This window comes from Cellulomonas sp. zg-ZUI22, assembly GCF_017353535.1.
GTDB lineage: Bacteria > Actinomycetota > Actinomycetes > Actinomycetales > Cellulomonadaceae > Cellulomonas > Cellulomonas wangleii.
This window is the reverse complement of sequence record NZ_JAFMUZ010000010.1, coordinates 26,623-46,028: the sequence shown is the minus strand read 5'-3', so window position 1 is coordinate 46,028 and position 19,406 is coordinate 26,623. Positions and strand designations below refer to the sequence as shown.

The window sequence follows — 19,406 nt, the reverse complement described above, 5'->3', positions numbered from 1 at the left end:
GCACCGGAGGGCGCGAGGTCCGCCGGTGCGGCGAGGGAGGGACCATGCGGATCCTGCTGGCAGTGGCGTCCCGCCACCAGGGCACCTGGGAGATCGGTGAGGTGCTCGCGCAGCGGCTGCGCGACCACGGTCACGAGGTGGACCAGCGCGCCCCGGAGGACGTCGCGACCGTCGCGGACCACGACGCGGTGGTCCTGGGGTCCGCGGTCTACACCGCGCACTGGCTGCCGGCCGCCCGGGACCTGGCCGACCGCTGCGCCGAGGAGCTGCGCGCGCGGCCCGTCTGGACGTTCTCGTCTGGCCTGGCCACGCAGCCGGCCAACTCCGCGAACTCCCCGCTCGAGATCGCGGCGCTGCGCGAGCGGATCGGGGCGCGCACGCACCGCAGCTTCCGCGGGCGGCTCGACCGCTCGGTGCTGACGTTCACGGAGCGCGCGATCATCGCCGGCGGGCGCGCCCGCGAGGGCGACCACCGGGACATGGCAGCGGTCGCGGCCTGGGCCGACACGATCGCCGACGCGCTCGCCGCGGAGCCTGCGGCACCGCGGCGGTCCGTCGGGGCGTGCCGCGCCTGAGGTGCATCCCCGGGCCGGTCCACGGTGACCGGCCCGTCGGCGGTGTCCCCGCCGTGGTTCAGGAGACGCGCAGGGTCCGCTCGCGCTGACGTCGCAGTCCGCGCAGCTCGGCGGCCACGGCCGCCATCGTCGGGCGCTGCGAGGGGTCCTGCCGCGTCATCGCGCGCAGCAGCGCGGCGAAGTCCCGGTCCACGTCGTCCGTGATCCGGGGGCTGTGCAGCAGCCGGGCCAACGACGCGGTCAGGGGGTCGCCCGGGTACGCCCGGCGCCCGGTGAGGCACTCGAGGAGCACCAGGCCCAGCGAGTACATGTCGCTCGCCGGCCCGACCGGTCCGCCGAGCGCCTGCTCGGGGCTCTGGTAGCTGGCCGTCGCGCGGTCGTCGGGCTGCTGGGTGGGGTCCGAGGCCGCGATCCCGAAGTCCGCCAGCACGACCGGCAGGGCGGGGGCGTCGCGGCGTCCCGAGGCCGGCGTCGACGACGCGACCAGCACGTTCGACGGCTTGACGTCGCGGTGCACGACCCCGGCCCGGTGCGCGTGCGCCAGGCCCCGGGCCAGCTGGTGACCGATGTCGGCGGTGGTGGCGGCGTCGAGGGGTCCGTCGGCGACGACCTCGCGCAGCGTCCTGCCCTCCACCAGCTCCATCACGAGGAACGCGACGGGCCCCGTGCCCGGCACGACGTCCGCACCGACGTCCAGCAGGGCGACGAGCGAGGGGTGGGAGAGCTCCGCCAGGACGCGGGCCTCCTCGGCGTAGCGGCGGACCTGCGCGGGCTCGGCGTCCGCGAGCCGGAAGAGCTTGACGGCCACGGGCCGGTCGAGCCGGGTGTCGATCGCCCGGAACACCTGGGCGGACCCACCCTCTCCGAGGCGGGCACCGAGGACGTACCGGCGCGCCAGCTCGGGGGCCGCGTGCCGTCCGGCACGGGTCACAGCTCGCTCATCGCTCGGGCTCCGGTCTCACTCGGGGGTGGCACCAAGGTCGCGCCAGGACGACCGTAGAGCGCACGCCCGGCTGTCGCACGCGGAGCCACCCGACCGGGTGGCGGGCACGTCGGTGTCAGTCCCGGTCGCCGCGCGCGTGCGACGAGGTGACACCGTGTCCCGACAAGATCACGCGCAGGGCGGACGGCGCCCGCGGGGCGCGGCGGTTCCACGGTGCGATGATCGGACGGTGCCTCCCGTGACGCCCCCCACCAGCGACCTGCCCGCTGCGCCGACGGCCGAGACGGCCGGGCTGGCGCCCTACGACGCCGTCCTCCTGTCCTCCTTCGGCGGTCCGAACGGCCCCGACGACGTGCTGCCGTTCCTGCGCAACGTGACCGCCGGCAAGAACATCCCCGACGAGCGGCTGGCCGAGGTCGCGGAGCACTACCACCACTTCGGCGGGCGCAGCCCCATCAACGAGCAGAACCTGGCGCTGCGGGCCGCCCTCCAGGACGAGCTGCGGCGTCGGGGTCTCGACGTGCCGGTGGTGTGGGGCAACCGCAACTGGGAGCCCTACACGAGCGACGCGCTCGCCGAGGCACTGTCGGGCGGCGCCCGCCGCGTGGTGGCCCTCGTGACGTCCGCCTACTCCTCGTACTCCGGCTGCCGGCAGTACCGCGAGAACCTCTGGACGTCGCTCGACGACGTCGCCGCGCGTGCCGGTGCGCCCGCCGGGGAGCACCCGCTCGTGGTCGACAAGGTGCGCTCGTACTTCAACCACCCGGGCTTCGTCCAGGCCAACGTCGACGCGGTCGTCGAGGCGTACGAGGGCGTCGACCCGGGGACCGCGTGGCCGCGCCTGGTGTTCGTCACGCACTCGATCCCGGACACCATGGAGGAGGCCTCCGTCGTCGCCGGCGCGTCCTACCGGGAGCAGCACCTCGACGTGGCGCGCACCGTGGCGGCCGACGCGTCGCGGCGGCTCGGCCGCCCGGTGGAGTGGGACCTGGCGTACTGCTCGCGCTCCGGGCCGCCCAGCCAGCCGTGGCTCGAGCCGGACGTCAACGACCACCTGGCGGCCCTGTCGGCCGCGGGGACGACGTCGGTCGTGCTGGCGCCGATCGGGTTCGTCTCCGACCACATGGAGGTCGCGTTCGACCTGGACACCGAGGCGCTCGCGACGGCTCGTGAGCTCGGCATGAGCGCCGTGCGCGCCGACTCCGTCGGCGTCCGCGAGCCCTTCGTGCGCGGCCTGGTCGACCTGCTGCTCGAGCGCGCCGCGATCGCCCGCGCCGACGACGCCGGGCTCCCGCGCCCGGAGCAGGCGACCGCCGGCGACCTGCCGCCGTTCCGCTCGGTGTGCGCGCCCGGGTGCTGCCGGATGCGCGCCGGCGTCGACTCCGGCCGCCCGGCCGCGTGCTCGACCGACCCCTGGTCCTGACCGTCCCGCCCTGCCCAGCCCGCCTGCCCACCGCCGATCCGACGGAGCCTCATGACCACGCCCGCTGACCCCGACGTCCTGAACTCGACCATCCGCTACACGATGTGGTCGGTGTTCGCCGCCGACGGACCTGTGCCCGCCGACGCCGCCGCGCGGGCCGACGTCGTGGCCGACGCCGAGCGCGCCGTCGCCGCGGACGAGGGTCTGGTGGTGCGCGGCTGGTACGACGTGGCAGGGCTCCGGGCCGATGCCGACCTCATGGTCTGGTGGCACGCCGAGACCGTCGAGCAGGTGCAGGGGGCGTACCACCGGCTGCGCGCGAGCGCGTTGGGTGCGCACCTGACGCCCGTGTGGTCGGTCGTGGGCCTGCACCGCCCGGCCGAGTTCAACCGGGCGCACGTGCCGGCCTTCCTGGCGGGCGAGCCCGCCGGCGACTACCTGTGCGTCTACCCGTTCGTCCGGTCGTACGAGTGGTACGTCCTGCCCGACGAGGAGCGGCGCCGCATGCTGCACGAGCACGGGGCCGCCGCTCGCGACTACGCCGACGTGCGGGCCAACACCGTCTCGTCGTTCGCGCTCGGCGACTACGAGTGGCTGCTGGCCTTCGAGGCACCCCGGCTCGACAGGATCGTCGACCTCATGCGGGACCTGCGCGCGACGCAGGCGCGGCTCCACGTGCGTGAGGAGGTCCCGTTCTACACCGGACCGCGGGTCGCGCTGACGGACTGGGTGGAGCGGCTGCCCCGGGCCTGACCCGCACGCCCGGGCCGGTGGCGGGGGACCGCAGCCGGCCAGCGGGCAGGTGCGGTGATCGAGCACGGTGCGGTGGTCCAGCAGGGTGCCGTGATCGAGCAGGGTGCGATGATCAGGCATGCGCGACGACGGGCACGACCGACCGGGCACGGCCGACCCCGCGGGCTCGTCCCCGCCCGACCTGTGGCTGCACGGCACGTGGCAGGTCGTGCGTGCCGACGGTGACGCGCTCGCGGACGGGCTCCAGGGTCCGCCGTGGCTCACCTTCGACGGGGACGGCGTGGTGTTCGGCTACGCGGGCGTCAACCGGGTGCGCGGGACCTGGCGGCTCGAGGGGAGCGCGCTGACGTTCGGTCCGGTGGTCGCCACCCTCATGGCCGGACCGCCCGAGGCGGCGGTGACCGAGCGGGCGGTGCTCGGCGTCCTGCGCGACGGCGGCGTGCTCGAGCGCGCGGGGGACGCCGTCACCGTGCGGACCGCGGAGGGGCGCACGGCCGAGCTGGTCCGGGTCGCGCCGCGGAGCTGAGCGTGCGGTCCGGGACGGCCGGGCGCACGTGCGCCCAGCCTGCCCGTGCCGGGACGGCTGGGCGCACGTGCGCCCAGCCTGCCCGTGCCGGGAGGGTCGGTCAGGGGTACAGGCCGCGGATCAGGTGCGCCTCGGCCACCCGCCGCACCCCGATGGTCATCGCGGCCTCGCGCAGCGTGACCGACTCGGCGCGCGCGAGCGCGGCCACCGCCTGGTGGCTCGCGAGCATGCGGTGCTCGAGCCGCTCGGCGATCTCGCCCTCGGTCCACCAGTACGCCTGGTTGGCCTGCACCCACTCGAAGTAGCTGACCACGACGCCGCCGGCGTTCGCCAGGATGTCGGGCACCACCACCACGCCGCGCTCGGCCAGCACCCGGTCGCCCTCCGTCGTCGTGGGGCCGTTCGCCGCCTCCACGACCCAGCGGGCCTTGACCCGTTCGGCCGACGTGGCGTCGATGACACCCTCGACCGCGGCGGGGACGAGCAGGTCGACGTCGAGCGCCAGCAGCTCCGTGTTGGACACCGCGTCCGCGTCGGCGAAGCCCGTGACGCGGCCCGTGCGGGCCACGTGCTCGACCAGGGCGGGGACGTCCAGGCCGTCGTCGCGCCGCACGCCCCCGTGCTGGTCGCTGACCGCGACGACGCGCGTGCCCGCCTCGTGCAGCAGCCGTGCGGCGTGCGACCCGACCTTGCCGAAGCCCTGCACCGCGGCCCGAACCTCCGACAGGTCCACGCCGTCGTCGCGCAGTGCGGCACGAGCGGTGTGCACCACGCCCTGCGAGGTCGCCGTGGGGCGCCCCAGGGAGCCGCCGACGGCCAGGGGCTTGCCCGTGGTGACCGCGGGGATCGTGAACCCCCGGTTGACCGAGTAGGTGTCCATGACCCAGGCCATCGTGCGCTCGTCGGTGCCGATGTCGGGCGCCATGATGTCCCGCTCCGGGCCGATCATCGGGCTGATCTCGCTGGTGTACCGGCGGGTGACTCGCTCCAGCTCGGCGGCCGAGTGCGCGTGCGGGTCGATCGTGACGCCGCCCTTGGCGCCGCCGTAGGGCACGTCGACGACCGCGCACTTCCACGTCATCCACATGGCGAGGGCGCGCACCTCGTCGATGTCCACGCCCGGTGCGTACCGCAGCCCGCCCTTGGCGGGCCCCCGCGAGATGTTGTGCTGCACGCGGTACCCGGTGAAGACGCGGACGTCGCCGTCGTCACTCCGCAGCGGCACGGCCACCCGCAGCTCGCGGCGCGGTGTCGAGAGGACCTCGTGCAGGCCGGCGTCGTAGCCGAGGATCTCGACGGCGCGGTCGAGCTGGTGCTGTGCGGTGGCCAGCGGCGCCGACCCGGGGTCGGGGGGAACGGTCATGCGGTCCGTGGTCGGTGCGGGGAGGGTGTCGGCCATGCCCCACACCCTGGCACGCCGTGCCGCCCCGCACCCGTCAGCACAGGCGGATGTCGGTGACCCACCGCGCGATGTTGCCGCCCAGGTGGCGGCTGTGCCGTGCGGGCACCAGCACGCACATCCCACGCGACCCGTCGGAGTACAGGGGGGCGACGAACAGGGCGCTGTGCCGGCAGTTGATGACGCGTGCGGACCACGGCGACGGGAACGCGAGGTAGTACGACGACAGGTACGAGCACCACGCCTCCTCGTCCTCGATCGTGGCCTGCGGGCGGGCGTCGCCCGTGCGGGGGAGCGGCGGCGCCTCCGCACTGCCCGCTGCACCGCCTGCCGGTGCCGATGCCGACGGCTCGGGGGCGGGTAGGCCCACAGCACCGGCGAGGGCGCCCCGCGCCCCGGCAGCAGCCGGCGTGATGGTCGCGATCAGGGCGAGGATCACGGCCGTCGTGGTCGCGGCCGTGCGTCGGCGCGCGCGGCGGCGGGTCTCCCGGGCACGTTCGCGGCGGCTGGCCGGGCGGGTGTCGTCCGTCGTGAGCGTCGTGCTCCGGCGCATGGTGCTCCTCTCGACCTCGACAGGCGTCGTGGCGGGGACGCCGTACATCGTCGTACGGCGTCGCGACCACCCTGGCGTGGCACGAGAGGACTGTCAAGGACCGTCAGCACGCCGGTCAACGTCGGCATTGCTGCCACGGGTGCGTCAGGCCGACGCGCGGACCACCAGCTCCGGGGCGAAGATCAGCGGCTCGCCGGCAGGTGCGCCGTGGAGCTGGTCGAGCAGACGGGCACCGGCCGCCCGGGCCATCGCCACGACCGGCTGGATGACGCTCGTCAGGGGCGGCGTGGTCGACGCCGCGACCCCGAGGTTGTCGTACCCGACGACCGCGACGTCACCGGGGACCTCGCGGCCGAGCTCCGCGAGGACGCCGAGCGCACCGGTGGCCATGAGGTCGGACGCGATGAAGATGCCGTCCACGTCGGGGAAGCGCGTCAACAGGTCGCGCGCGGCGTGGGCGCCCGAGGTGATCGTGAAGTCGCCGTGCACCACGGCGGCCTGGTCGAGACCGGCCTCCGACATCGCCTGCCGCCACCCGGCGAGCCGGTCGATGCCCGCGGACATGTCCTGCGGACCGGCGATCGTCGCGATGCGCCGGCAGCCCCGGTCGATCAGGTGCTGGGTCGCCAGGCGCCCGCCCTCGGTGTTGTCCGTGTCGACGTACTGCACGTCCTCGTCCGGCGCCGACAGCGGGCGGCCGACGAAGACGTTGGGCACGTGCGAGGCCAGCAGCGCACGGTCCAGCGCGTCGTCGCGGTGGTGGGAGACGACGATGGCGCCGTCGACGTGGCCGTTGCGCAGGTAGCGGATCGTGCGCTCGCTCTCACCCGGGCGCGCGATCACCAGGACCACCTGGATGTCCGAGTCGGCGAGCGACGTGCTCAGGCCGTTCAGCGTGCCGGCGAAGAAGGGGTCGGACAGCACGCGCTCGTCCGGCTCCGGGACGACGAGCGCGATGGAGTCGGTGCGACGGGTGACGAGGGAACGCGCGGCCCGGTTGGGGGTGTACCCGAGGTCGGCGACGGCGGCCTCCACGGCGGACAGCGCCTCGGGCGAGACCCGGAGCCCACCGTTGATGGCGCGTGACGCGGTCGAGCGTGAGACCCCGGCACGTTCGGCGACCTGCTCGAGCGTCGGCGCGGCGGGGCGCAGCTGGTCGCCCTGGGTCGAGAAGTTGTCGACCACCATTGGTCATCCCCTCTGTGGCTGCACTGCGGCAGCGTCATCGTTCATGTGGCCGTCCTTCGGGAGCGCTCGCCCCGAGGTTACCTGGCGGCCGGGTCCGGCCCCGGCCGGGCAGCCGCGTGGCGGCCCGGCCGGGGACGTCGAGCGGTCAGCCCTTGACGGCACCCGCCATGATGCCTGCCACGAGCTGGCGGCCGGCGACCACGAACAGCACGAGCAGCGGGATCGTGGACAGCACGACGCCGGCCATGATCAACGACATGTCCTTGAAGTAGGACGCCTGCAGCAGCTGCAGCGCCACAGGCAGCGTCGGGTTGGTCGAGCCCAGGACGATGAACGGCCAGAAGAAGTTCGTCCAGGACCCGACGAACGCGAACAGGCCGAGCATGACGGCCGCCGGACGTGCCGCCGGCAGGGCGATGCTCCAGAACGTGCGGATCATCGACGCCCCGTCCACACGGGCCGCCTCGATGAGCTCGTACGGCAGTGCGGACTCGAGGTACTGCGTCATCCAGAACACGCCGAACGCGGTCACCAGACCGGGCACGATGACGGCGACGAGCTTGCCGATCCAGCCCAGCTCCGACATCACGATGAACAGCGGGACGATGCCGAGCTGCGTCGGCACGGCCGTCGTGGCGATGACGAACAGCAGCAGGCCGTTGCGCCCGCGGAACCGCAGCTTCGCGAACGAGAAGCCGGCCAGGGTGGAGAACAGCACCACCGACACCGACGTCGCGATCGCGACGATAAGCGAGTTGGTCAGCGCCTTCCAGAAGTTGATGTCGGCGGTGAGGACCTTGCCGGCGTTCTCCAGGAAGTTGCCCTGGGGGATCAACGACGGGATCGGGTTCTGCGCGATGGTCGACGCGTCCGAGCTGGCCAGGAGGAAGGCGTAGTACAGCGGCAGGATCGAGCCGATGATCGCCGCGCTGAGCAGCAGGTACGTGACCCAGCCCGGGCGTCGCTCGGAGCCGTACCCGCGCGTGCGCTTGGCGTACCGCGCGGCGCTCGCGCCGGCCGTCTGCCGGATGTAGGGAACCGAGGGCGCGCTCATCGCTTGACCTTCTTCCGTGCCTGCTTCGGTGTCGATTCCGAGGCGATCCGTCGGGTCAGCCAGAAGTTGAGCATGCCGACGGCCAGGATGATGAGGAACAGCACCCACGCCACCGCGGCGGCCCGGCCGAAGCTCTTCTGGTTGCCGAACCCGAGCTCGTAGATGTACATCGTGACGGTCATCCACTGGCGGCCGGGGCCGCCCTGGCCGAGCTGGTCGAACATCCGCGGCTCGTCGAAGATCTGCAGGCCACCGATCGTGGACGTGATGACCACGAAGATGATGGTGGGTCGGATCTGCGGGATCGTGATCGAGAAGAACTGGCGCAGCCGGCTCGCACCGTCGATGACGGCCGCCTCGTAGAGGTCGCGCGGCACGGCCTGCATCGCCGCGAGCAGGATGAGCGTGTTGTAGCCGGTCCAGCGGAAGTTGACCATGCTGGCGATCGCGGCGTGCGAGGGCAGCACGGAGCCGTGCCACTTGATCGGCTCGACGCCCGCGAAGCCGAGCACGGTGTTCACGAGCCCGGACTGGTCGGCGAAGAGCTTGCCGAAGATGAGCGCGACGGCGACGGGGGCCACGACGTAGGGCACGAGCACGCCCATGCGCCAGAAGGTCCGCGCGCGCAGGTTCGCGTCGAGCAGGGCCGCCACGACGACGGCCACCATCAGCTGGGGGATCGTCGACAGCAGGAAGATGCTGAAGGTGTTGCGCAGGCCCTTCCAGAAGTTCGGCTCCTGGAAGACGAAGGCGAAGTTCTCGAAGCCGACGAACTCCCCCTGGCCGCCCAGCAGGTGCCAGTCGTAGACGGACACGTAGGCGGTGTACGCGAGCGGGAACAGCCCGGTGAGGGCGAACAGCAGGAAGAACGGCGAGATGTACAGGTACGGCGAGACCTTGACGTCCCAGCGGCCCAGCGTCTGGCTGAAGCCGACGCGGCGCGGGGGCCGGGGGGAGTCGGGCAGCCGGCGCCCAGCGCGCGGCTGCTTGGTCGAGGTGGCCATGGGGGTCCTCCGGAGGCTCAGGGGCGACGCGGGCGAGGCCGGGCCGGTGGCGGTCGCCACCGACCCGGCCTCGTGCGGTCAGGTCAGGTCAGCCGAGGCCCTCGACGACCTGGACGTAGGTGTCCCACTGCGCGGTCCGGTCGGCGCCGTTGACGTCCACCTCGACGATCGCGTTCGAGATCGCGTCCTGGATCGTGAAGTACTGCGGACCCTTGAAGGGCACGACGACGTCCTTCGCACGGTTGGCGAGGATCTCGCCGACCGGGGCGTTGTTGAAGAACTCGTTGGTCGCGGACTTGATCTCGTCCGAGTCGAGCGCCTCGACCTGGCTCGGGAACGTGCCCTTGTTCTGGAACGCCTCGATCTGCTGCTCCGGGGCGGTCAGCCACGCGGCGAGGTCCTTGGCCGCGTCGACGTTGGCGCCCTGCGACGGGACCGTCAGGAACGAGCCGCCCCAGTTGCCGGAGCCGCCGGGGAAGACGTCGGCGATGTCCCAGCCGGTGACACCGGCGGCGTTGCCCGCGATGACACCGAGCATCCAGCCCGGCGCCAGCATGGCGGCGAAGCCGTCCGTCTGGAAGGAGTTGGTCCAGTCGTCGCTCCACTGGGTGAAGTGGGCGGACAGGTTGTCGTCGACCGCGGCGGCCGTGACCTGGTCGTACATCTCCTTGATGCGCGGGTTCTCCAGCGCGATGACGTCACCGGTGTCGGGGTCCTCGTAGGCCGCCTCCTCCTGGTTGACCATGCCCTGGTAGACGGCCGAGGCCGAGTCGAAGAAGGGCTTGCCGGTGGCGGCGGTGTACTGCTTGCCGACCTCGAAGAAGCCGTCCCACGTGGCGTCGGCGCCACCGAACAGCGCGGCGACGGACTCGCGGTCGCTCGGCAGGCCCGCAGCCTCGAAGAGGTCGGCGCGGTAGGCGATGCCCTCCGGGCCGATGTCCGTGCCGTAGCCGATGAGCTTGCCGTCGGGCGTGGTCGCCTGCTTGACCTTCCACTCGAGCCAGCGACCCTCGACGTCGGGGGAGGCCAGGTCCTCGAAGTAGTCCGGGTACTGCATGAGCTCGGGCAGCCAGTCGACCTCGATGGCCTCGATGTCGGCGGTGCCGGAGCCGGCGGCCAGACGCGTGTTGAGGTTCTCGCGGGCCTCGTTCGAGGTGGCGGCGACCTTCTGCTCGACGGTGACGCCCGGGTTCTCCGCCTCGTAGCGGTCGAACATCTCGTCGGTGTAGCCGAACTCGTTGAACGTGGCGACCGTGAGGGTGATGTCGCCGCCGTCCGCGGTGCCCTCGTCGTCGGCTGCGTCGTTGCTCGAGGAGCAGGCCGTGGCGACGAGCGCAATGCTCGTCACACCCGCTGCGAGCGCCCACGCCTTGCGTGTGGTCTTGCGCACAATGACTCCCTTGTCAGTCGGACGGCTGCCTCGCCGTACATCTGGTACGTGCGGCCCGCCCGGACGTCACCGACCGGACAGGCACAGCTCGTTGGGCTCGTGGGCCCGTCGTGGACACGCTCCCAGCTCTTGCTCGCGGGAGCGTTCCCACGCACTGCGGACACAATCGACCCGGAGATGGTCGGGTGTCAAGGATCCGGGACGGGAGCCGGTGGGTGGTAGCGGTTCCACGCGAGCGTCGTCGCAGGTCAGGGGCGGTTCCCACGCCGTCCACGTTACCCAATCGTTACGGCTCGGAGACCTCCCCGTGGCCACCGATCGGGGGACGGGTCAGCGGGGTGCGGTCCCGCCCTGCGGCGCGTCGTCGTGCGCGCCCGCCAGCCACCGCGCGGCCACGGTCTCCTCCGTGCCGAGCGCGCCGCGCACGGCCGTGGCGGCCGCCTCCTCGACCGCGGCGGCGAACAGCGGCACGGCGGCCCGCACCTCGCCGTCGTACGTGACGCGGGCGGCGTCCGGTCCGGCGGCCACGAGCGACGTGCGGCCGGTCACGCGCACCGGTGCGCCGGCGATCTCGACGACCACCGTGCCGGAGCGCGAGCCGTCGGGTGCCGGGGCCTCCCACGCCTCGACCTGCCGGACGTCGATCCGGTCACCGACGAACGGACGCAGGTGCGGCGGGATCTGGGCGGTCGGCAGCGCCCGGCGCGAGGTCACCGTGAAGGCGGCGTCGGCGCTGCCGGTGACGTCCACCTGCTGCTCCACGGCGCCGGCGGCGCGCACCTTGGCGTGCACGTAGGCGGGGTCCGCGAGAAGCCGGGCCGCGCCGACCACGTCGGTGGGCAACTCGATCGTCACGTGCAGCTGCACCGCTGGACCCCCTCGGTGGTCGGGCTGGGGCGCGGGCGGTCGCCCGGGCCCGTGGCGGACCGGGTGCGCCGGTCCCGCCGTCGTCGAGCGTAGCCGCCGCTGCGTACCCTGGGCGGGTGTCCACGCTGAGCGACCTCGTCGCGCGCCACGGTGCGCTCGACCCCGCCGACCTCGAGTGGCTGCACCTCCTGGTCGGCGACTGGCAGGTCGTGTCCGACCTGGCGTTCGCCGACCTCGTGCTCTGGCTCCCCACCGTCGACGGCGAGTTCGTCGCCGTCGCGCAGTGCAGGCCCTCGACGGGCGCGACCGTGCACTACGACGACATCGTCGGGTCGCGGCCCCCGGAGGGGCAGGTCGCCCAGCTCCGGCGGGCGCTGGAGGAGCAGGCACCCCAGCGCTCGCGCGAGCCGCGGTGGTTCGGCTCCTACGCGGTGCGCGAGGAGGCTGTGCCGGTCGTGCGCGGCGGCCGCTCGATCGCTGTCCTGGCGCGTCAGACCAACCTCGGCGGCGCGCGCACGCCGTCGCGTCTGGAGCTCAACTACGTCGAGGCCGCGGACGACCTCGTCGCGATGATCGCCCGCGGCGAGTTCCCCGCTCACGACGCCCCCACGGGTCCGCGCCGCGGTGCGCCCCGGGTGGGCGACGGGCTGGTGCGGCTCAACGGGGAGGGCGAGGTCCTCTACGCGAGCCCGAACGCCCTGTCCTGCTTCCACCGGCTGGGGGCGCTCGGTGACCTTGTCGGGCGCTCGCTGATCGAGGTCACGTCGGACCTCATCGAGCAGAACGCGACCGTGGACGAGTCCATGCCGCTGGTGCTGATGGGCCGCGCGCCGTGGCGCGTCGACGTCGAGGCGCGCGGGGTGGCGCTGTCCCTGCGGGCCGTGCCCCTGACCGAGCGCGGCGAGCGCACCGGGGCCGTCCTGCTCTGCCGGGACGTCTCCGAGCTGCGCCGCCGTGAGAGGGAGCTGATCACCAAGGACGCGACGATCCGGGAGATCCACCACCGGGTCAAGAACAACCTGCAGACGGTCGCCGCGCTGCTGCGGCTGCAGTCGCGCCGGATGAGCTCGCCCGAGGCCCGGGAGGCACTGGGGGAGGCGATGCGTCGGGTCGCCACGATCGCCCTGGTCCACGAGACGCTGTCCCAGACGCTCGACGAGAGCGTGCCGTTCGACGACCTGGTCGGCCGGAGCCTGCGCCTCGCCGCCGACGTCGCGACCGCGGGTGCGCACGTGCGGACCACGGTGCGCGGGTCGTTCGGTGCCGTCTCGGCGGAGGACGCGACGGCGTTGGCCCTCATCCTCACCGAGCTCGTCACGAACGCCGTCGAGCACGGGCTCGCGGGGCGCGAGCAGGGGACGGTCGAGATCGTCGTCGACCGGCGGGACAACGTGCTGCGCGTCGAGGTCGTCGACGACGGCGCCGGCCTGTCCGAGGGCAAGGGCGCCGGCAGCGGACTCGGGACGCAGATCGTCTCGACGCTCGTCCGCAACGAGCTGGGGGGCTCGATCGAGTGGCGCAGCCGGGAGGGCGGCGGCACCTCCGTCGTCATCGAGGCGATGCTCCGGCAGGGGCGGGACGCGGCCACCGTCGCCTGACGTCCAGGGACCGCGGGTCGGGTGTGCCGCGCTGCCCCGCTGCTGCGGTCACGACCTGCCGCCGTGGTGGTGCCGGGCGTCGCGGACGTCCGTGCCGACAGGCTCCCGTCACGACGACAGGGGCCCGTCACGACGACAGGGGCCCGGAACGACGACAGGGTCCCGGAACGACGACAGGGCCACCGTACGGTGGCCCTGTCGGGTGCTGCGGTCCGCGCTCGGCGGCGGTGCGGTGCTGCGGCAGGTCAGCCGGCGCGGCGCTGGCGCGCGGTGCGGCGCTTGAGGGCGCGACGCTCGTCCTCGGACAGGCCACCCCACACGCCCGCGTCCTGACCGGTCTCGATGGCCCACTTGAGGCAGGTGTCCACGACGTCGCAGCGACGGCAGACGGCCTTCGCCTCCTCGATCTGCTGCAGCGCCGGCCCCGTGTTGCCGATGGGGAAGAAGAGCTCGGGGTCCTCGTCGAGGCAGGCTGCGCGGTGGCGCCAATCCATGGGTGTCTCCTTGGCACACGCCGGTTCACGCGCTCACGGGAGCGCGTGCGTCCAGGCATGGAGTCAGTGGGTGGGGGAACGTGCTGGATCCAGCGTCACACCCCATCCGCCGCCGCACAAGGGTTACGGCAACGTTTCATGTCGGTCACGGATGAGGCGTTGATCACACGGCGCATGCTGCGCGCGGGCGCCGCGGCCTCCTCGACCGTCGGTGCCCCGTCGACGCCTGAACAAAGGTCCAGGTCAGGCGCGCGTCGCGCCTTTCACGTCTCTGACCTGGGAGGTTGCTGTGACGTCCCCATGTCGGCGGCATCCCGGGGTCGCGGTGTGCAGGCCGATCACGCCCGGCGTGACCATGCTCACGCCCGGCGCCGGGAGCGTCGGCTTGCACCCGCGAGGTCACGGCGTGGTCAGGGCAGCGTCGTCGGTCTGGTATGGGCGCCGGGCCCAGCGGGACGCCGGGCGGCCGACGCCCTGCCCGGGGCGGCCTAGGGTCGTGGCATGTCCCGCAGACCTCCCGACCGTTCGCCGGACGACGCAGCGGCCCCGCCGCACGCACCCCGCCAGGACGCGGGGGTGCGCCCCCCGCTGCTCGCGGTGGCGTGCGTGCTCGTCCTCGGGGAGGTGCTGGCGCTCCTCGTGGCAGCCGGTGCGGGTGTCCTCGCACTGACCCGCGGGGACGACCCCGGTCCGGTCCTCTTCCTCGTCGCACTGGCGCTCGGCGCGGCGGCCCTGCTGGCGGCCGCCGCGCGCGGGCTGTGGTCGGGCCTGCGGTGGGGGCGCGGGCCGGTCCTCACCGCCCAGATCATGGTCGTCATCACCGCGGCGACGTGGTGGGGAGCCGGCGGCGGGGCGCGGGCGCTGGTACCGCTCGTCGTGGCCCTGGTGGTCGTCGCCGGCGTGCTCGCGCCGCGCGTCGTCGCCGTGACCTCCGGGCGCCGCCCGACGGGCTGACCAGCCGGTCGGCTGACGGGCTGACGACCCGCCGGGACGCCCGCCGTGCGGCACCTGCGCCGGGCACGACGCCCGTCACGGTGCACCGGGCCCCGGCGGCACCGCGGGCGGTTCGCGCGCGGGCGGTTCGTGCGCGGACGGTTCGTGTACGGGCGGTTCGTGCACCTGGACGCGCAGCAGGGTCCGGTCCAGCCGCAGCACCCCGCGGCCCGGCGGGCGTCGCCACGGGTCCGTCTGCACCGCCGCACCCGGCCCGAGCAGGTCCAGCGCGGCCGGCCCGTGCGCGTCGAGCACGAGCACCTGCCGGGCGCGCAGCGCGGTGGCGACCGGACCGCGGTACGCCGTGGCGGCGTGGTCGGTCGTGGTGGCCAGCGCGACCACGCGCACAGGGTGCCGGGGGTCCTGCTGGACGCGCTCGAGCAGGTCGACGAGCCGTGGCGCCGTCCGCTCGAGCACGTCGAGGTCGTCGACGAGCAGCACGGTGGCCGGTGTCGCGGCGCGCACCCCGTCGGACGCCCCGCCCGCCGGCGCGACGGGCGGCCGCGGAGTCTCCAGGAGCTCGGTGACAGCCGTCGTGCCGGGGGCCAGGACGCCACTGCCGGCGGACCGGGCGTGGGTCGCGTCGTCGGCGCCGCCCACGAGGACCACGACCCGACCCGTGGCTTCCCAGGCCCGCGCGAGGGTACGCAGCGTCGAGGTGCGCCCGGAGCCGGGCGGGCCCGTGACGACGAGCGTCCGAGCGGGGTCCACGTCGACCGGGTCGGGTCCGTCACCGCCGATGCCGAGCGGGATCCCCGCGGAGCCGCCGACGACGGGCACCGGTGACCGCGAGGGCAGTGCCCCGATCCGCACAGGGCTGCGGCCGCCCGGCGCGGGTCCGGCGGCCGGCCCTCCGGGCAGCACGACCTGGCAGAGGCGCGTCAGGTCGGCCGTGCACGCGACGGCCCGGCCCGGCGCCGTCCGGGGACCGGCCGGCGGTCCGGGTACGCCGGCCAGGGCGTCGAGCGTCGCGTCGGGCACCGGCAGGACCAGGCGCAGCCCGAACGCGCCGGTCAGGCGGGTGACGGCCGTGACCACCGGTCCGGCGGCCGCGACGTGCACACCCGGCGGCGGGCGCCGCAGCAGGCCCGTCAGCAGGTCGGCGCCCACCCCCCGGGCATGGGCCCCCAGCGCGTCGAGCAGCGCGTCCAGCCCGTCGACGAGGAGCAGCCGGGGCGGTGCGTCCGCCCGTGCGGCACCGGTCAGCCGCTCGAGCAGCAGCACGGTCCGGTGCACGTCGTCGACCGGGACCACGGTGCCGACGAGCCCCGCGGCGGTGGCGCGCAGGCGCTCGACGCCCCAGCCCGGCAGGCCGACGGCGTGCACGTGCATCCCCGTGCGCAGTCCCTCCGTGCCCACGCGGAGCAGCGCGGTCGACCGGCCCGAGCGGGGACCGCCGACGGCGAGCAGCGGTCCGTGGTCGGGTCGCCACCGCACGGGCTCCCGTCGTTGCTCGTCGGGGACGTCGGCCACCGCCACGAGCAGGCCGGCGATGTCGTGGCCGGGGTCGTCCACCGCGTCCGCGGGCAGCCGGTCGGGCAGCGGCGGGTGCCAGGGCACCCCCGTGCCGCGCCCGCCGCGTGCCGCCCGGTCGCACGCCGCCACCCACGCGCCGACGTCGTCGTCCGGGGGCGGGGTCACGCGCCAGGCGGTCCGGGGTCGGCCCGGAGGCGCCGCGAGCCGGACGCCCGGCCCCGTCGCGCGGCGCCGCGCGGACGCCACCTGCAGGACGGCGACCGGCCGCGCGGCGACCCGCAGCAGGGCCCGGCCCGGCACGGCGGGGTCGAGGTGGGCGGCGTCCGCGCAGCCGATCACGTCACGGGAGTCGTCCTCGCCCGCGACCCGCAGGGCGATGCGCAGACCGACGTTGGCGCGCAGGTCCGCGGGCACCGCACCCGCGGGACGCTGCGTCGCCAGCACCAGGTGCATGCCGAGCGCCCGCCCCTGCGCCGCGAGGCGTGCCAGCGCCCCGGCCGCCTCGGGCAGGTCGTCGACCAGGGCGCGCAGCTCGTCGACCACGACCAGCAGGCGTGCCGGAGTCGCGCGCCGGGTGGGGCCGAGGTCGGTGAGGTCGGTGCAGCCCGCGTCCGCCAGCAGGCGCTCACGCCGCCGCAGCTCGGCCCGGAGCCACCCCAGGGTCCGGCGCGCGGCCGCGACGTCGAGGTCGTGCACGTGCCCCACGACGTGCGGCAGCCCTGCCAGCGGCCCCAGCCCCGTGCCGCCCTTGAAGTCGACCAGCAGGACGGCCAGCCGGTGCGGGGGGTGCCGGAGCGCCAGGCCCAGCACCAGCGTGGTGAGCAGCTCGGACTTCCCGGCCCCGGTGGTCCCGGCGACGAGGGCGTGCGGTCCGTCCCGCACGAGGTCGAGCAGGACGGGCCGACCTCCCGGGCCCACGCCCAGCGGGGAGGCGAGGGTGGACGCGTCCGCGGCGCGGTCCCAGGCGGTCAGGATGCGGTCGGCCCGGGCGGTGGGCACCCCGGGCAGGCAGCCGAGGGACGCCGCGACGGGCGTCGTGCGCGATGCCGCCGCGGCGCCGGCCCCGAGCTCCCAGGCCAGGGCGGCAGCAGCCCGCGCCTGGGCGTCGGCCACGTCCGGCGCGACCTGCTCGACCGGCCGTGCGGTCGTGCGTCCGGGGTGCAGCACCCTCCCCACCCACGCCGGCACCGCCGCACCGGGCGGCAGGACCAGGAGCAGGTGCGCGGCGGGCGCCGAGGCACGCCAGCCGCCCACCTCCGTGGCGTCCCCGTCGAGCACGACCACCACGTCGTGCTCGTCCGGTGCGGGCAGCTCCGTGCCGGGCTCCCACCAGCGCGTCCACCGCCAGTCCGCCGGGCGCGCGGTGCGCAGCACGAGGCGTGCGGGACGCCCGGCACCGAGCGTCCGCAGCACCAGGGCGCGGGCCGCGGCGGTGGTGGCGCCCCGCGGACCCACCAGGGCGATCGTGCGGTCCGCGGGCCACGGCGCCCCGTCGCCCGCGACGGGACCGGTGCGGTCTGCCAGCCGCGCGGCCGTCGCGACCCGCAGCGCCGCCACGTCCGTCGCAGCGGGCAGCACGGGACCCGGCGCACCGCTCGCGGGCGTCGCGGGGCCGGTCGCACCCTCCGGTGCCGCGGTCCCGGTCCCGGTCACGGTCCAGGTCCCGGTCCCGACACGACCGTCCGGCAGCGCCGCCCCGCCTCCGGGGTGCTGGGTGCGGGCCGTGCGGCGGTCGGCCCCGCGCGGCCCGGCCAGCCCGGCCAGCCCGACCAGCCCGGTCACGGCGGTCAGGAGCAGCAGGGGCTGGCGCAGCGCGACCGCCAGTGCCAGCGCGACGCCCGCGGAGGCGACCGAGGTCCACGCCCACGCCGGCAGGACGACCGGGGGGCGCCGTCGGCGTGCCGACCCCTCGACCGCGGCGCCGCGCAGGACGAGCGTCGCCTCCCGTCCGCCCAGGGCGGCGGCGGGCGACCACGCGCGCCACCGGTGACCGACGGGGCGGACACGCGCACCCGCACGGCCCGGTGCGCGCCGGGCGCGTCCGCGGCGCGTCGCCGCCCGACCGGGGGCGGGGACCGTCGTGACCGCTCCGCGTCCGCCCGGCGCCCGTACCTGCACCGCCGCACCACGGCGGCGCACCTCGAGGTGGGCGCCGGGGTCGGGTCGGCCGTCCCGTGCCGCGCCGGACGAGGCGGCGTCGAGTGCCACGACGACCCGCGCGCCGTCGGGGAGGGGCACGACGCGTCCGGTCCGAGGTCCACCGAGCGGGGCGACGTGGGCACCGGCGCGGGCCGCCGCGGCCGCGTCGTCGGGCGCTCCCGGACCGACGGTGAGGTGGGCGCCCGGCAGCAGCGGCCGTGCGCCGGCAGGGTGGTGGTCGTCCAGCAGCGCGCCCGCGACACCCAGGCGCGTGCCGGGAGCCGCCCAGCGGGGGTCACCGGTCAGCAGCGCCAGGCGTCGGCGCACCTCGCCCGCGGTGACGCCGGGCTCCACGTCCACGTCCAGGGTGCGGTCCGGGCCGGCGGAGGAGGGGACCGAGAAGCGCATCCGGTGAGCCTGCGGCCGCCGGTGCGTGGAGCCCTGGTCCGGGTGGCGCGCACGTGCGTGCGGTGCCCGCGGCCCGGGCTGGGGTCGGGTGGCGGGGGTCGCAGCGCCCGTCCGCCCGGCGCCCGCCCCGCCGCGACCGCGCGTCTACGACCCGCGCAGCAGCGTGTGCAGCCCGTTGACCAGCGCCACCGTCGCCGTCGCACCGTACGCGGCCGCACCGAGGAAGTACCCGGTCGCCTTCCAGGCCGAGCTGGTGCGGTGCTCGCCGATCCCGCGGCACACCAGCCCGCCCGCCCCGAGCACCACGACGAAGACCACGCTGGTGGCGACCCGCGAGTCGTGCTCGCGCAGGAACGTCAGCAGGACCGGCACGGCGATCATGAGGAACAGCAGGACCAGCGCCAGGATCACGACGGACCGGAGCCGGTGGCCCTTGCGGAGCTCGGGGTTGTCGAGGATCGCCTCGTCCAGGAGGCGCACGATCCACCATGTGCGCTTCGGCGGTTCCTCCGGGGTCGTCACGCGGCCCACGCTAGCGCCGGTCCCGGCGGGGCGCCGGGGGAGGCGGCGGTGCACGTGCCGGAGGGCACGGCGCCCCAGCGCCGGGCCCTCCGCCGGCGCCG

Annotated in this window: 17 protein-coding genes; 6 read left to right on the top strand and 11 right to left on the bottom strand. The window is 75.2% G+C overall.

Annotated features, from left to right (window positions below; all coding sequences use genetic code 11):
* The first annotated feature begins 44 nt into the window (after nucleotides 1–44).
* A complete protein-coding gene (locus tag J1G43_RS18645; protein WP_207340911.1) occupies nucleotides 45–575 on the top strand; it encodes a flavodoxin domain-containing protein in 531 nt (176 codons plus the stop codon).
* Between the two features lie 58 nt (nucleotides 576–633).
* Here J1G43_RS18645 and J1G43_RS18640 read toward each other — a convergent pair whose 3' ends face one another.
* Complete coding sequence (locus J1G43_RS18640) at nucleotides 634–1,506, bottom strand: serine/threonine-protein kinase (RefSeq protein WP_207371514.1); 873 nt, start codon at nucleotides 1,504–1,506, stop codon at nucleotides 634–636.
* A 250-nt stretch (nucleotides 1,507–1,756) separates the two neighbouring features.
* On the opposite strand from J1G43_RS18640, the gene J1G43_RS18635 reads away from it, so the two are divergent.
* The 3 genes from J1G43_RS18635 (at nucleotide 1,757) to J1G43_RS18625 (ending at nucleotide 4,220) form a co-directional block, all read left to right on the top strand.
* The gene (locus tag J1G43_RS18635; RefSeq protein WP_307859667.1) at nucleotides 1,757–2,941 is read left to right on the top strand and encodes a ferrochelatase; all 1,185 of its coding nucleotides are present in this window, start codon (nucleotides 1,757–1,759) and stop codon (nucleotides 2,939–2,941) included.
* A gap of 51 nt (nucleotides 2,942–2,992) precedes the next feature.
* Nucleotides 2,993–3,694 carry a hydrogen peroxide-dependent heme synthase gene (hemQ, locus tag J1G43_RS18630; RefSeq protein ID WP_207379066.1) on the top strand — a complete coding sequence of 234 codons (702 nt, stop codon included), beginning with the start codon at nucleotides 2,993–2,995 and terminating at the stop codon, nucleotides 3,692–3,694.
* A gap of 118 nt (nucleotides 3,695–3,812) precedes the next feature.
* A complete protein-coding gene (locus J1G43_RS18625) occupies nucleotides 3,813–4,220 on the top strand; it encodes an META domain-containing protein (RefSeq protein WP_207371513.1) in 408 nt (135 codons plus the stop codon).
* Nucleotides 4,221–4,320: 100 nt separating this feature from the next.
* Here J1G43_RS18625 and J1G43_RS18620 read toward each other — a convergent pair whose 3' ends face one another.
* From J1G43_RS18620 to J1G43_RS18590, 7 genes are all read right to left on the bottom strand, one after another.
* On the bottom strand, nucleotides 4,321–5,619 hold the full coding sequence (locus J1G43_RS18620) for a Glu/Leu/Phe/Val dehydrogenase (protein WP_372434896.1): 1,299 nt from the start codon (nucleotides 5,617–5,619) through the stop codon (nucleotides 4,321–4,323).
* A 37-nt stretch (nucleotides 5,620–5,656) separates the two neighbouring features.
* The gene (locus J1G43_RS18615) at nucleotides 5,657–6,172 is read right to left on the bottom strand and encodes a hypothetical protein (RefSeq protein ID WP_207379065.1); all 516 of its coding nucleotides are present in this window, start codon (nucleotides 6,170–6,172) and stop codon (nucleotides 5,657–5,659) included.
* A 144-nt stretch (nucleotides 6,173–6,316) separates the two neighbouring features.
* Nucleotides 6,317–7,360 carry a LacI family DNA-binding transcriptional regulator gene (locus J1G43_RS18610; RefSeq protein ID WP_207340915.1) on the bottom strand — a complete coding sequence of 348 codons (1,044 nt, stop codon included), beginning with the start codon at nucleotides 7,358–7,360 and terminating at the stop codon, nucleotides 6,317–6,319.
* Between the two features lie 145 nt (nucleotides 7,361–7,505).
* Nucleotides 7,506–8,414: a carbohydrate ABC transporter permease gene (locus tag J1G43_RS18605; RefSeq protein ID WP_207340916.1), complete on the bottom strand. Its 909-nt coding sequence runs from the start codon at nucleotides 8,412–8,414 to the stop codon at nucleotides 7,506–7,508.
* A complete protein-coding gene (locus J1G43_RS18600; RefSeq protein ID WP_207340917.1) occupies nucleotides 8,411–9,418 on the bottom strand; it encodes a carbohydrate ABC transporter permease in 1,008 nt (335 codons plus the stop codon). Before J1G43_RS18600 ends, J1G43_RS18605 begins: the two co-directional genes overlap by 4 nt.
* Nucleotides 9,419–9,506: 88 nt before the next feature.
* Nucleotides 9,507–10,808, bottom strand: a complete 1,302-nt coding sequence (locus J1G43_RS18595; protein ID WP_207340918.1) for an ABC transporter substrate-binding protein — start codon at nucleotides 10,806–10,808, stop codon at nucleotides 9,507–9,509.
* A gap of 330 nt (nucleotides 10,809–11,138) precedes the next feature.
* On the bottom strand, nucleotides 11,139–11,663 hold the full coding sequence (locus J1G43_RS18590) for a DUF2505 domain-containing protein (RefSeq protein ID WP_249670574.1): 525 nt from the start codon (nucleotides 11,661–11,663) through the stop codon (nucleotides 11,139–11,141).
* A 128-nt stretch (nucleotides 11,664–11,791) separates the two neighbouring features.
* Between J1G43_RS18590 and J1G43_RS18585 the strand changes: the two genes are divergently transcribed.
* The gene (locus J1G43_RS18585; protein ID WP_207340920.1) at nucleotides 11,792–13,273 is read left to right on the top strand and encodes a sensor histidine kinase; all 1,482 of its coding nucleotides are present in this window, start codon (nucleotides 11,792–11,794) and stop codon (nucleotides 13,271–13,273) included.
* Nucleotides 13,274–13,518: 245 nt separating this feature from the next.
* Here the strand turns inward: J1G43_RS18585 and J1G43_RS18580 are convergent, their stop codons facing one another.
* Entirely contained in the window at nucleotides 13,519–13,767 is a 249-nt protein-coding gene (locus tag J1G43_RS18580; RefSeq protein WP_013117620.1) for a WhiB family transcriptional regulator, read from the bottom strand.
* A gap of 501 nt (nucleotides 13,768–14,268) precedes the next feature.
* Here J1G43_RS18580 and J1G43_RS18575 point away from each other — a divergent pair.
* The gene (locus J1G43_RS18575) at nucleotides 14,269–14,721 is read left to right on the top strand and encodes a hypothetical protein (RefSeq protein WP_207340921.1); all 453 of its coding nucleotides are present in this window, start codon (nucleotides 14,269–14,271) and stop codon (nucleotides 14,719–14,721) included.
* Nucleotides 14,722–14,796: 75 nt separating this feature from the next.
* On the opposite strand, the gene J1G43_RS18570 is transcribed toward J1G43_RS18575, so the two are convergent.
* Entirely contained in the window at nucleotides 14,797–18,783 is a 3,987-nt protein-coding gene (locus J1G43_RS18570; RefSeq protein ID WP_207379064.1) for an FtsK/SpoIIIE domain-containing protein, read from the bottom strand.
* Nucleotides 18,784–18,927: 144 nt separating this feature from the next.
* Nucleotides 18,928–19,305, bottom strand: a complete 378-nt coding sequence (locus tag J1G43_RS18565) for a hypothetical protein (protein WP_207340923.1) — start codon at nucleotides 19,303–19,305, stop codon at nucleotides 18,928–18,930.
* Nucleotides 19,306–19,406: the final 101 nt, after the last annotated feature.